Below are 14,724 nucleotides of genomic sequence, written 5' to 3' on the forward strand. Positions count from 1 at the left end.
AAAGCTCTGATATGTCAATAGCCTTTTACCTTTGTCAATCTTCTTCAATCATGACTTTTAGATTCACTTTTTATTATTTTAGAAAATAGTTCATCTATCATTTTCAGTTCATTGGAAATGATTATTCGCACTTTTTTTCTAAGGTCGCCCACACTTTTTTTGTCCACGTCTTCAATGCTTTTGAGCCATTTTAATACTTTTCCATTGCATTCCAAGCCAAGGTCGGATAATCGTTTGTGGAGTTGATCCGATTCATTGAATTTGGGAATAGGTGCCACATCGAATATCTTTTTATGGACATTGGGATGATTTTTTTGGGACTTTTTTCTCAACGGTCCCAGGAGGTCGTCAATTATAGACGAATTTAAGCATGCGCACAGATAATATGCTTCTTTAACATCGTCCGTCTCGTAATAATAAAATGCACTTTCCACAATAAAACCGTTAACGGAAACCCCAAATAGATGGGTTGCCCGGCGCAATATTCCATCCGTGTCGACAACACAGGCAACACTGACACGCTGAAAATTGGGATAAATTACTTTGTATTTCTTTAATGGATTTTGTGCGGTTAATTTTTTTTGGTAGTCGATCCATTCAAATATGCTCGTATTATTTTTTGTTTTTTTTGATCGCAGCTTGAACCAATTGAAATCGGCCTGTTTTATCCATTCCGCCAGCTTAAAACATCCCTTTTCATTCGCAGAATCAATATCGACAATTTGATAGCCATTGTTCACGGGTTCTATGGGAAGAACTATCATCTGTATATTTCTGTATGCAAAGGGAATTACATCATCACCGAGTAAAGTGCAGTAAAGAAAAGGCGACTCGATATTTCCCCTTATCTCTATATCTTTATAGTCTCGAACAGGCCCGCTTTTACTCGGCGTAAAAGTAATTACCGGCGGACAGTTTAAATCAAAGCCCAAGGGAGACCGGTTTAACTTTACAAACCAAAATGAACGCGGCACAATTGTCGCTCCTTGTTTGAATCTCGACCTGTAATAACTGACTGCATTTTCCGTGGTGCCCCTGCCGGAGGCCCAGAATGACCTTTTTCCTCGTATATGGAGATAATAACCTGTCCTGGTAACTTTCAGTTGTTTTTCGGCTTCCGGTAAACCTGCATTTTTACATTCCAGATTGCCCTGTAATATAATTCCATCAACCGGATAATTCATCGCAGAATCCTTGCTTTTTCTTGCCATAACTACGCAAGAAGGAACATTAAACAGCGGTGTTACATTTTCACAATCCCAAATTTCCTCCCACAACAAATTATCCTGATAATCAGCTTTTAGCTTAAATATACGCCTTCGCAAACCGTCATGCTGGTCGGCATAAAATATACTCTTGGGGAAAACAAAAGCAATCACGCCGCCACTTTTCAGGTATAGATCCGCTGTGCGAACCAGAAACAGAGCGGCCATTTCAAGATGGGTAACAAGCTCGCTGCGCCCCGACAGCAATTCATATTCGTGTAGAATTTGTTTTTTCAGAAAATCCTGATATGGCTTGTTTAAAAATCGAAGGGCAATCCACGGCGGATTTCCTACAACGCAATCAAACTTGTTCCTCCAAAACAGGGGTTTAAAAATGTTTTTCAGCATATATGCCCAGATACTGTCCCGTTCTGCATTCAAAAATTCCATCAATGTTCCGGATAACTCATACAATGATTCAACAATAGATTGATCGTTTACATGCGGAAATTTCCGTGCTGAAAGCAGGTTTTTGAATGATTCCATAGAAAGGGATCCGTTATTCTGCTTGTTCTTTTCGGCAAACTCCCCGGCTAGATTAACCGCCCGGTCGTAGTCATAAATGTGCTGCAGAAGAGCCTCGGGAATTTTCACTTTACGATTTTCAAGCTGTACGCAGTAATATGTCGATTCCCTTTCAACATCGCTCTCGGGAAGTAAAATTGTATCGGCCAGATAGACGGGTATAGCGACATTCCCGGCGCTCCTCTTTTTCAACAATTCTCCCAGAGCCATTATATAATTGGTCTTTGCAATCATTACCGCCAGCGGATGTACATCAGCGCCTGTAACCGACTTTAAGATATGGGTTAGAGTATCACTGCTATTTCCCAAACGTTCACGTTTTTCCTGAATTGCCAGGTACAGAAAGGTTCCGGAGCCGCACGAAGGATCAAACATATCACATCGAGGATTGTCATCCAGAATTTTTTTAATAATCTTATGGGCCAGCCAGTCCGGAGTGTAATATTCTCCAAGATCGTGACGGGTTTCCGGGTCCACCAGTTCTTGATACAACATTTTTAAAACATCTCCGGAAGCTCTGGTCAGGTCATAATTCGTTAAAAGACTAAAAAATTGATTTGCTATTTTTACCGTCACATTCCGGGCTTCTTTGCGTATAAGCCATGCAAAAAAATCCTCTTCAATAAAATTTTCAATTCCCTGGTTTTTAAAAAACTGACCGCTCAGAATCTCGTAAATATGGTCTGCACCGTCAGTTAAAGACGCATGTTCCGCGAGTCTCATCCATGCCATAAGTTTTGCCAGTGTTGCCAAATAGGTATGGCGAACAAACAATTCATCTCCCGTAACCTTATTGCCATATACGATGCTCAAATACTTCTCCCAATTTTCATAAATCACTTTATACATGCTATGGCATTTTAATTTGTTCCACAGGGCCAGGAGGTTATTAATTATAACATGAAATGCATGACTTTGTACGCCGAAATCTTTTTTAAAGTTCACGCTATCCGGATGGAGCCTGCATTGGCGAAAAAAATAGCGATCAAGGAAAAAGTAAATTTCTGCAGCATTTAGGTCATTCCAGTTGACCCTTTCATTTAAATTTAGCTCGATGTTATCAGGCGTGATGTCGCCTGCCGGTTCTAATAGCGAGGGGGAATAGGTGTAAAAACGTTCACCGTCTGTTGCAATGCATATATACGGTGTTCTTTCATCACTATGTTCCTGGAGCCATAATATGGCCAAATACTTTCGTAATTGTTCTTTGGCCTGCGACAATTTTTTAGGAATGCTTGATTCGAATTCAATTATTATATTGCCATAAAGATTGTCTACTTCACCCTTCAGAACATGGTCTTTTTCTTTTACTTTAATGAAACTTTCAATTCCGCCCACATATGATTCGATAAATGTTGATTTATATCCAAAAAGTTCCTGCAGCAACAATGTGAACATCATGGACCGCGCGGTTTCTTTATGACAGTTATTTATGTTGCTCAAGTAAGTTTTAATTTTGTCGGAAATATCGAAACCGAATTTTGAATGCCCAGGGTGAACATTTTTTGTGAAAGGTTGTTTATCTTTCAACGCAAATCTCCTTTCACCTGGCTTCCTGAATAATAATTACAAAACATGATATGCTGCATTTTTCAAAACCATGAAACATTATGTTAACTTTTATTGTGAATTCGTGCAATTTGGCATTAAAAAAGTCATGGAGTTTCCATGGCAAAACATGGAATTCCATGACTGTTTAATTCCGCAGGCGCAGGGCGTATGCGGCATTTAAAAAATCACCCTGTTCGACTGCCGCCCCGGCCCTTATTTACCTGTCGAAAAGACGCTAAAAAGCCGTGAAATCTGAGCGCCCGTGGCGTGTTTTTAAACAAGCATTTTTTAAAACGACTCCGCTTCTTCACTTCCCGCCCGACTTCCTTTTTTAAAATCACTTCCGGCGGAAACGGCGCACCTCAAGGTGACAGCGGCCAGCACAATCAGACCCCCGGCGATGGCCCATTTGCCGGGGGGTTCGCCCAGCATCAAAAATACCCAGACAGGATTTGCGATGGGCTCGATAACCGGAATCAACACCGCTTCCAGAGCCGACACGGATTTTATGGCTGTGGTATAAAGAATATAGGGCAGGCCCAGCTGCACCGTGCCCAGAAGAATCAATCCTATAAGTCCGTCGGCGGAGGGTGCGGACCGGAACATGAAGGGGAAGCCTATGAGAGCGGTGATAATGTTTCCCAGAAATACCGCCGAAAGCGGCGACCCGTCCTTTTGCAGGCGCATCAGCATCGCCATGGTTGCAAAGGCCATGCCGCTTACTATTGCCAGAATGTTCCCAACCATGCCCTTTGTATCTATATCATCGAAAAAAAACAGCACCATTCCTCCCACCACCGCAACTATTGTTGCCCAGTCCACCGCAGTCACCTTTTCTTTTAAGACGGCAAAACTAAACAGCGCTACATATATGGGCGCCGTATACTGAAGAAGAATGGCGTTGGCTGCTGTGGTGAGCTTGTTGGCGATAACGAACAACAGCACCGTAACCGCATAGGCTGCGGCGCAAAAAAGCTGTTCTCTGGTCCAGGAAAACTTCGTCCCGCGCAGCACCGGCCAGATGACAGCTGCCCCGATGGCGCTCCTGGCCCCGGCTATGGCGAGGGGGTTCCACCGGACCCACTTGATGAAAAATCCGCCTGTGCTCCACAGCAGGGCGGCACATATAAGGTATATGATTGCTCTCATTCTTGGCGGATTTTGGTGTTCCCAAAAGCCCATGTTTACTCCCTTCAATCTAAATAACCGTGTCTGTCATAATTTTCCATAACTCTATACATCAGTCATTTATCACAGTTAAATCACTCATATAGCTTTAATTCTTTTATGACATCGGCAATATTATAAAAATCCATGTCGTCGTGCAACAACAATAGATCATTTTCTATGGCCGTTTGGGCAATCAAAAGGTCAATGGTACTTCGCACCGTTATCCCTGCTTTCCTGCATCTAAAATACATTTTCGCCGCCTCTTCATAAGACTTTTTCCCGTGGCGCAACTCATAAAATCTTTGTGTATCAAGATACTCTTTTAATTTATTAAAATCCTTCTCTGACGCGGTGCCCTGCAGCAACTCCTGATAAATAAAATTATTGATACCAAAAGGGATATTGTTAGAAAGGATATACTGGAATTTTTCCGTGGAATTATTGTTGACTCCTTTAAAATATGAAATGAGGACCGAGGTATCTACAAGGACCACTTAAACACCTTCCCTCATTTTTTTGTGATCATAATCTTCTCTAAAAGCTATCTTACCTTTCAGCTCCATCAAGTTTTTCCGTTTATGATTCTCTATAAATTCTTTTAATGCAGTATTTACGAGTTCTTTTTTTGTTTTGACCTTTAAATATTTAAAAGCCTCATGGAGCAATTTTTCATCAATGTCGATATTTGTGCGCATAGCCATACACCTCCGTATGTGTATTTTAACATACAAATAGTCAATATACAATATTACAACTTATGCCTTGCCATGATGTATTCGTCCGCATATTCACCGTTTCTGATGAAAGATATAAGTTCATTATAGGTCTTTTCATCATTTTCGCCTTATCGGTTTATGTACTGAATTTTTTATGAGCGATGCTCTATAAAAAATAATATTGAGATAATTAATACCGATATGACCCATCTTCAAAAATATATTATTATATTGATTTTTTAAAAATTCTGTTGACATATTCATCGACACAGTGTAGAATAAAATAAACTACATAATGTAGATTAAAAAGGTGATTTTTATGAAAAAATTGCAACGGATATCCGATGCGGAAAAACAGATTATGGAGTACATTTGGAAAGCCGGGCGCCCGGTGACAACTTCGGAAATCATGCGGCATCTACCGGAGGAAAAGGCATGGAAGCAAAATACAGTGGTTACTTTTTTGGCCCGTTTGATGAAAAAAGGGTTACTCAAGGCAACCAGGATGGGAAAAGCCAATTATTACGAGCCTTGTGTGACGGAACAGGAATACCGGGATTTTGAAATAAAACAATTTATTAATGATGTTCATAAAGGCTCCATTTTGGGCTTTATAACTGCGCTGTGTGACAGTGGCGATTTGACGAAGGAAGACATTGAAAGCATTATGAAACGCTTGAAAGAGTAGGTGGCTTATGATGATTAACATTTACATCCAGATCTTTATCATGTCGTTTGTGGCCGGAGGAATATACCTGATTCTGAAACTTTTGAGTGCGGTAACTCTCAAATACTTTACTGCTGCCTGGCATTATTACACCAATATAGCTGTATATATGTTTTTCCTACTGCCGTATCACCGGTGGATGTCATGGCTTGATCTGAGCTTTATAAAGATGCCCGATAAAGGCTTCCAACTGCCATCTATCGCGGGATTAAACCCACTCACCGCTCTAAACCTCGCTGCCGGCGGTATAGCAATACCACGGCAAAAAAGCTATGCAGGAGCATCCGTTTACCCTGAACTTTTGCCCTATCTCCTGATGGCCGGTACTCTGATATTCATGGGTGCAATTCTTGTCCAGAACTATAATCTGAACCGCCGCATTTTCAGAATGTGCCGTTTGACTGATGATATGCAGATTTTGGAGGTACTTTCCAGGTGTAGACAACAAATGGGCATAACAAAACAAATCCCCGTATACATCTCGCCCTGCATAACAACACCCTTTCTGTACGGCATCTTTAAGCCCCGAATTGTCTTGCCGGATATTAAACTTTCTGCGGACGAATTGCAATGCGTTTTTCTTCATGAACTGACCCACTGGAAACGCCGTGATGCATTGTTGAAATATCTGATGCTTTTTATCAACGCGATACATTGGTTCAACCCTATAGCCTATGCGGCAAGATTCGACATTGACCACTTTTGCGAACTTTCCTGTGACGAAAGTGTTGTCAAATCCATGAGCAATCGGGAAAGGAGGCGGTATTGCGAGCTGATGCTGAGTATGCTCTGGAACGTTGCGGACCAGAACGCCAGATTATTTTCCGCATTCAGCGGCAGGCGGAAAAAGCTGGAGAGGAGGGTCGATATAATATTGAAAGATGAAGGCTCAAAGAGCAAAAAATGGGTACGCATGGTTGCAATCGCAATGACACTGGCAATCGTATCATTAGGTGCTATTTCGGCAGGTGCGATGGAGACGTCCGCCCTCGAGAGTAAAAGCAGCAGTAAATCTGTTTTGCCAAAACCAAAAGAAATTTCAAATTATCAATATCAAGTAAATGAATATGGTGAAACATATGGCTCGAACGAGTATGCCGACATCGTAGGAGAGGAACCGGATTTGGTTGCAGCTATAGGTATAGATGGAACACATGGTTATGTGCGGTTCTCGGACCTGGAACCTTTCCCTCCTCCGCGCACACCGGAGGAAGCCGTAGCTCAAAACAATCCTGGTGTAAGAATCATCCCCCTATATGATAAAGACGGTAGAACAGTCATTGGTCAATTTCAAGTTGGACCATGAATACATACCGACGAAAAAAGGTCAAAGAATGGATATGTTTGATAGCTTGAATTTTTCCACAGTAACTTCATATATGGAAAGAAACTAAATATATGATAAGAGTGAGGAGTGGTAAGATGAAAAGGAAATTTCATAAAACTCTAGTTTTGTTTTCCATTGTTTGCATTTTGATATTAGGCATTTCAAGTGTTGTTTTTGCAGCTTATGCAACATCTGATAAAAAAGAAACGACGGTTTATGGATATACTTATATGTACAGTGCTGGCGTTTATACTAACGGCACATACGTATCGGCTGAAACCGCTGTGTCTTGTATTGATCAGAATGTTCCGACAGGATATATGGGCGCAAAAGCTAGACTATATGACTCAGACGCCAATTTGATATTAGAGAGTAGCTGGGAATACAATGATGAAGAACTTGCAGGTTTTAATACGTGGACAAAAACTTATACTACCAGTGGTAATTATTATAGTTTTGGACAAGTCAGATTATACAATGGTGATGGATATAATACGTACTCTACATATAAAAGTCCCATTGTTACTTTGGGCAGCAGTAAATCTTCTTTGTTAAAACCCAGAGACATTTCAAATTATCGCTATCAAGTAAATGAATATGGTGAAACATATGGTTCGAACGCTTATGCCGATATTTTAGGAGAAGAACCGGATTTGGTTGCAGCCATAGGTATAGATGGAACACATGGTTATGTCCGGTCCTCGGACCTGGATTCGCCCTCTCCGCGCACACCGGAGGAAGCGATAGCCCAAAACAATCTTGGTGATAAATTGATACCCCTTTATGATAAAGACGGTAGAACGGTCATTGGTCAATTTAAAATTGTCTCAGGGCGAGTTGGCCAAGTTGAATATTTCACTGATGATAAAAACTAATGGTCAAAGAATTAGATAGAAAATAAAAATATTCAATTAGGTCTAGATTTGAAGCTTATTAGAAGCTTTTGTCAATGGAATTCCCTAATGCCCATATCATGGTCATTTGTTTGGCAAGCCACCGTATTCATTACGGTGGCTTGTTACTTACGAACTTTATTAACCTACAGCCTTCGAAAAACTATATAGAGAGAGGTAATGATTTGAAAAAGGGCACATTAATTTTAGTGATTTCAATCGTATGCGTTTTTACTATTGGTATTATTTCTATAGTTATAGTTAGGAATAATACTCTTTCACCATACGATTTTCTAATGAAAAAAATGGAAAATGACTATGCACGTAAGCCAGCTGAAATGCTTCATCAAGTAAATATAGATGAAGGGGAATATCTCATTTTCTATAAAGATCAAAGAGGAATTGTTGCCTGTGCCATCATTAAAAAAAAAGCTTTTCTCATATAGTTTATTGGGAATCAGTTCGGGAATATGGCCGACGAAGAGTGAAGACCCTGCCGATCTTTTATTCGGCTCATACAAGTACAATATAAGGTAGGGTAAGGTAGGGTATGGATAAGTTGTGGTATCATCAGAAATAGCTCTGCCGCCAAAGTGCTATTTGATGGTAAGGAGGCAACGATTGTAGAAGCTAAAGGTCTGCGGATTTGTTATATTACAGGCAAAGGAGACCCTGACTTGGTTTGGGAACTCCTTGATGCGCAAGGTCAAACTATCTTAAGCTACGGCAAGTAACTGCATTATTCCATCGTTAAAAAAAGAAATCCCATATAGTGGATATATATTTTAGACTATTACCAGATTTTGAGTTAACGGTGGTACGGCTCCCCCCGCATTATCTTGAACCACCGGTAGATCTGCTCTACGAGTATCAGGCGCATGAGCTGGTGGGGGAAGGTGAAGGCCGAAAAGGAAAGCTTCAGGTGGCCCCGGGCCTTTACTTCATCGGAAAGGCCCAGGGAACCGCCTATGATGAAGGTGATATGGGACGTGCCGGAGACCATGAGGCTGCTCATCTTTTGGGCCATCTGCTCGGAGGAATACTGCTCGCCTTCGATGCAAAGGGGTATAACAAAGCTTGAGGGGTTTAACTTTTCCAGGATTCGCTTTCCCTCTTTTTCCAGCACCTGCAATTTTTCCGCATCGCTTAACGTTTCGGGGGCCTTTTCTTCGGCCACTTCCATGATGTCTAAACGGCAGTAAGGTTTGAGGCGCTTTTCATACTCCTTTATGCCGTCTTTTATGTATTTTTCTTTCAGTTTTCCTACAGCCAGTATAATGATATTCAATGATGAATCTCCTTCAATGAAATGCTAGGTATCGGAATCAGCAGACTTTGCCGGTACCATTTATAACATGTCTGCAGATAGCAAGCAATGTGTTATAAGCCGATCCTTCTTACCCCCACCCTGCAGTCGTAAAAGGCTGCGCTCTCGCCCATATCCGTGGTGACCGGGGATGTGAGGAAGTTGGCGCAGGCGCCGCTTGCCATATTCCAGCCCGACTCCACCGCCACCACATCCCGCCGCATCCGGGGCTCCAGCGTGAGTCTCGCCCGGATGGCGCCGCGCTCGTTGTATATCTCCACCGGTTCGCCCTCCTCAAGGCCCAGGGCCGCAGCCTCTTCGGGGTGCATCAGAGCCACGGGGTGGGGATGCAGGGCCTTTATCTTCGAAAGATGCTGGAACTGGGAATGGATGCGGAATCGGGAGTGGGGGGTTATAAAATAATAAGGCAGGTCTTTCAATCCGGAATCAAACGCCGGGGATTCCCCCCGATGACCGATTTTTTTATCCGCCGCACCGCCAGCCTCCCGGGTATCACGGCCGCCTTTAATTCTCTCGTGAGCCGGCGGTATGTAGGCCGCCACCGGGGATTGGCCGTCCGACGCCGCCTTCTTCGAATAAAATTCAAACTTGCCGGAAGGGGTCATAAATTTTTTGTCAGACCATGCCACCGGCGGAATTTTCGGGTTTTTTACCGGGCCTTTTTTGAGGTCATCGAGGCTTACGCCGAACTGCTGCTTTATGGGCTCCGCCGCCCATTTCAGGAGGTTTTCCCGGGATCTTTCCCGAAAATCCTCCAGGCCCAGCCTTTTCGCCAGCTCCAGGAATATCTCATGGTCGGGCCTGCATTCGCCCACGGGTTCGATGATTTTGGGACAGTAAAAAATCCAGGGGCTCCAGGAGTTGAGCTTCAGGTTCTCCTCTTCGAAGAAGCTGGTGCAGGGTAGAACCACGTCAGCTTCTTTTGCAGTGTCGGTCATGAAAAGATCTATAACAACCAGTGTATCTATGGAATTCAGGGCTTTTTTCATGGCGCCGGTGTCGGGGTTCATGTTCATGGGGTTTGAACGGGTGATAAAGGCCACTTTTATGGGGGGATTTTTTGAACTTAATATCTCCCGGGCAAGGTTCGTCCTGTCAAAATACCGCCGCACTTCGGCCAGTTCAGGCCCCGCCACACGGGCTCCTGCCGGCCAGTGCACCTGGTGGCCGTAAGACACTCCCGCTCCGGGCTTTCCGATGTTTCCCGTCACCGCCGCAAGGGCATCGATGGCCCTTACGGCATTTCCCCCGCCCCTGTACCTCTGCAGGCCGTAGCCCAGCAGAGTGGTGACGGGGGTCTCCCTGCCGTAAAACAGCGCCAGAGATTTCATCTGTTCCTCCTCGATGCCTGTGATGTCCCGCACCCTCTCGGGCGTAAAATCCTCCGCAGCCCGGCAGAACTCTTCAAAGCCGTAGGTATATTTTTGTATAAACTTTTTATCGATGAGACCCTGTTTTATAAGATACCGGGCGGCGCCGAGAGCCAGGGCCCCGTCGGTGCCGGGCCTGGGCCTTATCACCAGGTCGGCCATGCCTTCAAGGCCGGTTCTGAGGGGGTTTACCACAGCCATCTTCCCGCCGCGGGAAAGGGCTTTTTTTATGAAGGGTACCGCATGGGAATTGGTGTCCCCCGCATTCCTTCCCCACAGCACGATCCCCCTGGCATTTACCAGGTCCTCCACATCGTTTTGCATAAGTCCGCCGAAGTCGTAGGTCTGGGCGGCTATGCCCCCGCCCCAGCACAATGACCCTGAAACTCTGGTGCTTCCCCCCAGGGCGTTGAAAAATCTCACGTCCATGTTTTTGAGCAGGGCTTCCGAGCCGCTGTCGTAGTTGTGAAATACGGAAAGGGGCCCGTATTTATCGAGGGCTTCGCGGATTTTCAGGACTATATAATCCAGCGCTTCATCCCATGAAACCCTTATGAAATTCCCCCGCCTTTTAATCATGGGGTGCTTCAGTCTCTCCGGGTGATAAACGTATTCCACGTATGAATTGCCTTTGGGGCAGAGAAATCCCGCCGTGGGCGGATGGGCGGGGTCGCCCTGAACTTTTACGATTTTGCCCTTTTCCACATAGACCAGCATGCTGCAGCTGTCCAGACAATCTCTGGGGCACGCGGTGCGGTAAACCTCCATATTCTCCCCTCCCGGCATTACTGATTGATTTATCAGCTACTACCTACGATTTCCATTTTTTATGGAATCCTCATATTCTTATTTGACTTCTTATTTGACGCTGCCAAACGGTCACATTAACCTCCAGAGTAAAGAGTAGAATCCTGCTTCAAGTAAAACTGAAGCGATTAATGTGGACCACCGTATTTAATACAGTCCCAGTATACCACATTTGATCCTTCTGGAGAAAGTCATTTTAGGTGCTATCAGAAAATAAAAGCCTTCCTAATATTATTTTCGGGAAGGCTCCACATTATAATCGCAAAGATGGCCTCATAAAACCCCGGATGGGAAGAGATATTTACTCACAGTTATTCAACCACTCTAATCTCCGCTGCCCTGGCCTGAACGGGATAAGAATAGTTTACCGCTCCTTCAAACCTCACTTCCACTTTCAAACCCTCTTTTAAGTCAGCGGCAGGCAGGGGTTCGCCCGTGGAAGCCTTATAAATCTTTGTGGCACTGTCAATTACCACTTCTGCCCTGTCATAGGAAGTATCGTATTCTTTGTGCCCTTCAATCATACCCGTTATTTTGCCGTCTTTTTTTTCCAGTTTTACAATTTTGCCTCTAATATCCACTTTCCCGATGGAAGAAACAAAAAAGTTTTCATCATATTTTTTCACAGTGATATAATTTTCACCTGTGGAACTGCCCGCAGAAGTCATCCATAAAATATCCACCCTGTACCTGTAGCTCCCATCATCGCTTTTACCCAGATCGGTTATTTTGTAACTATCCACCCACGGGCTTGATACTCCCGTAACCCAGTTCATTTCCGCAAAGTAGGAGTACATGGCTTTTTTGAGTTCCGGGGACAGGACGGCATACTGTACAGCACCGCTTCTACTTTTTACTCCTTCAGCCCATGTGGTGACAGCTTCCAGGGGGGCTTTCGGGGCCAGGGCCCGCTCCAATTGCGCTATTCTAAACTCTTGAGATTTATCTTCATTGGAATCTATTTTGACTGTATTGTTTTCCCCGTCCCATGATATTCTGGCGCCCAGAGCTTCCGAAATCACCCTGATGGGCACCAGGACCCTGCCATTCACGTTTTCGGGCGGCACATCGGTTTTTAATTCTCGGCCGTTTAAAACCAGCTTAACCGGTGATCCGGCGTAAGCCAATGTGAAAATCCCCGCCGACAGCGCAAACAGCACGATTAATGCAAAAATTTTCTTTTTCATCTGCTCAATACCTCCCGGGCACGATTTTTTTAATGTCTTCTATCATTTAGACGGAAAAATGCAAAAAAAGTTCCGGGGTAAATTATTTTCGAACTTATCAGCAAATTATAATTTCCCATTTCCCTATGAATATGGCAACAATCTTTGATCCGTTTAACAGAATGTTCCATTTTTTAAATATATCAAACGACTACCCTATGGCGCCCGCCCCAAACACAACCTGACGATCCCCCCAAGTTCTATCGATGTGGCAAAAGAACCGTTACCGCCGTCCCCTTGATACAATCAATGTCGCGCAAGGACAGCAGCGCCCGTTATATGCCTTCCGTTTCGCAATATTTCTACAGGGTATCTTTTATCTATGTGTTCTGAGAACCGTCACCGTGACACATAATTCTTCAGCAATATAGTCTTCTCCTGCCGCATTCCTCTGCGCAATATTTCGACGGTGTATTTCCTGCCTATATCAAGATTATACATTACCTGGCGAAGTTTGGCCATGGAGTCTACCCCGACTCCGGCAAATTTTGTTATGACATCTCCCCTCCTTATGCCCGCCTTGTCCGCCGGACTATCCTTTGCCACATCCGCCACATATATGCCGCTGTCCACATTTACCCTCACGTTCATGAGCTTTGCCATGTCCCTGTCAATACCGTCGATGCCCAGGTAGGGTTTGTCGAACCTTCCCTTTTCCAGGATGCTGTTTACTATGGGCTTTGCAATATTTATGGGGATGGCGAACCCTATGGCTTCCGCCTGAGAGGCTTTAATGGTATTAATACCTATTATCTCGCCTCTGCCGTTTACCAGAGGGCCGCCGCTGTTGCCGGGGTTTATGGAGGCGTCGGTCTGGATTAAGTCCTGCATCAGCACTTCACCCCGGCGGTCCCTTACCATCACCATGCGGTTGAGAGCGCTGATGATTCCCGCTGTAACGGTCCTCTGCAGTGTGAGCCCCAGAGGATTGCCTATGGCCACAGCCAGGTCTCCCACCACCACCCGGTCGGAATCCCCCAACCTTGCGGCCACCAGGTTCTGGGCATTTATTTTAATCACGGCCAGGTCCAGGGCGGAGTCGGTATAAAGTCTTTTCGCCTTATACTTCCTTCCGTCATAAAGGAAGACCGTTATTTCATCAGCATCGCCCACCACATGGTCATTGGTGATTATATATCCCCCGGGATTGACGATGACTCCCGATCCCACGGCTTCAGTCCTGATGGGCCGGTAAAAAAAGTCATAATCGACGCTGACCGTGGCTATACCCACCACCGCCGGGGTCACCTCCCGGGCGATGGCGGGAATGGTCTGTTCCTGGTTCTGGACCACTTTCGGAGTCTGGGGGATGGCTTTATCCGCAGCGGGCTGCCTGCCGTACAGCATGGAAGCTGTAATAATGGCAGCCGCCAGCGCTCCTATTAGAGAACAGACGACAGATATCATTATGATCTTCTTAAAATCCAGTAAAAACTTTTTTGAATCCTGTTCATTTTGCATCTTTGACACCTGCCATTTCTGAAAACTTTTTATCAGTATAATTGTCACCTTTTTTATCTTTTTTATCCAGAGAGAATATTATTAAATGCTCCCACAAAAATTCGTAAAGCATCTGTCTAGAGGAAATATTTTGCTTTCCTGTGTTTTTTGAAATAGATAATTCAGATATAATAAGTTTTTTAAGATGGTTGTGACTGCCTGCGATTTACCTTCAGCTAACATTTCTTAATATTAGAAGCAAGATATTAGAAATCTTAATCATAGATTTATAAGAAATAAATGTTGATTCTAGTGTAGAAACCCTACTTTTTTACTTCTTTTCCCGAACCTTGAAAATTTCATAAGGAATGTTTTGGAAA

Annotated in this window: 12 protein-coding genes; 4 read left to right on the forward strand and 8 right to left on the reverse strand. The window is 44.1% G+C overall.

Translation table 11 applies throughout. The annotated features are described in order from the left end of the window. Positions 1-44 precede the first annotated feature (44 nt). The 4 genes from ACKX14_RS08005 to ACKX14_RS08020 all read right to left on the reverse strand — a co-directional run bounded on the left by ACKX14_RS08005 (position 45) and on the right by ACKX14_RS08020 (position 5,206). Positions 45-3,320, reverse strand: a complete 3,276-nt coding sequence (locus tag ACKX14_RS08005) for an Eco57I restriction-modification methylase domain-containing protein (protein WP_422446425.1) — start codon at positions 3,318-3,320, stop codon at positions 45-47. 309 nt (positions 3,321-3,629) lie between these two features. Beyond that, on the reverse strand, positions 3,630-4,523 hold the full coding sequence (locus tag ACKX14_RS08010; RefSeq protein WP_422446427.1) for a DMT family transporter: 894 nt from the start codon (positions 4,521-4,523) through the stop codon (positions 3,630-3,632). A gap of 80 nt (positions 4,524-4,603) precedes the next feature. After that, positions 4,604-5,005, reverse strand: coding sequence for a type II toxin-antitoxin system VapC family toxin (gene vapC, locus ACKX14_RS08015; RefSeq protein ID WP_422446429.1), 402 nt, complete (start codon positions 5,003-5,005; stop codon positions 4,604-4,606). Beyond that, on the reverse strand, positions 5,006-5,206 hold the full coding sequence (locus ACKX14_RS08020; protein WP_122015654.1) for a type II toxin-antitoxin system VapB family antitoxin: 201 nt from the start codon (positions 5,204-5,206) through the stop codon (positions 5,006-5,008). Between the two features lie 340 nt (positions 5,207-5,546). Here ACKX14_RS08020 and ACKX14_RS08025 point away from each other — a divergent pair, with 340 nt between their 5' ends. From ACKX14_RS08025 to ACKX14_RS08040, 4 genes are all read left to right on the forward strand, one after another. Then, positions 5,547-5,915 (forward strand): BlaI/MecI/CopY family transcriptional regulator, encoded by a 369-nt coding sequence (locus tag ACKX14_RS08025; protein WP_422446431.1) that lies wholly within the window; start codon positions 5,547-5,549, stop codon positions 5,913-5,915. Positions 5,916-5,925: 10 nt separating this feature from the next. Beyond that, complete coding sequence (locus ACKX14_RS08030; RefSeq protein ID WP_422446433.1) at positions 5,926-7,260, forward strand: M56 family metallopeptidase; 1,335 nt, start codon at positions 5,926-5,928, stop codon at positions 7,258-7,260. A 116-nt stretch (positions 7,261-7,376) separates the two neighbouring features. Then, a complete protein-coding gene (locus tag ACKX14_RS08035; RefSeq protein WP_422446435.1) occupies positions 7,377-8,156 on the forward strand; it encodes a peptidase in 780 nt (259 codons plus the stop codon). A gap of 203 nt (positions 8,157-8,359) precedes the next feature. After that, complete coding sequence (locus tag ACKX14_RS08040) at positions 8,360-8,620, forward strand: hypothetical protein (RefSeq protein WP_422446436.1); 261 nt, start codon at positions 8,360-8,362, stop codon at positions 8,618-8,620. Positions 8,621-8,982: 362 nt separating this feature from the next. Here ACKX14_RS08040 and rlmH read toward each other — a convergent pair whose 3' ends face one another. The 4 genes from rlmH to ACKX14_RS08060 form a co-directional block, all read right to left on the reverse strand. Next, on the reverse strand, positions 8,983-9,462 hold the full coding sequence (gene rlmH / locus ACKX14_RS08045; protein WP_422446438.1) for a 23S rRNA (pseudouridine(1915)-N(3))-methyltransferase RlmH: 480 nt from the start codon (positions 9,460-9,462) through the stop codon (positions 8,983-8,985). A gap of 92 nt (positions 9,463-9,554) precedes the next feature. After that, positions 9,555-11,639 (reverse strand): molybdopterin-containing oxidoreductase family protein, encoded by a 2,085-nt coding sequence (locus tag ACKX14_RS08050; protein WP_422446440.1) that lies wholly within the window; start codon positions 11,637-11,639, stop codon positions 9,555-9,557. Between the two features lie 350 nt (positions 11,640-11,989). Next, the gene (locus ACKX14_RS08055; RefSeq protein ID WP_422446442.1) at positions 11,990-12,865 is read right to left on the reverse strand and encodes a stalk domain-containing protein; all 876 of its coding nucleotides are present in this window, start codon (positions 12,863-12,865) and stop codon (positions 11,990-11,992) included. A 378-nt stretch (positions 12,866-13,243) separates the two neighbouring features. Continuing rightward, on the reverse strand, positions 13,244-14,365 hold the full coding sequence (locus ACKX14_RS08060; protein WP_422446444.1) for a S1C family serine protease: 1,122 nt from the start codon (positions 14,363-14,365) through the stop codon (positions 13,244-13,246). Positions 14,366-14,724: the final 359 nt, after the last annotated feature.

It is taken from the genome of Thermorhabdus hydrogeniformans (genome assembly GCF_049310025.1).
In the GTDB taxonomy this organism is placed as follows: Bacteria; Bacillota; Thermosediminibacteria; order Thermosediminibacterales; family Tepidanaerobacteraceae; genus JBJYKD01.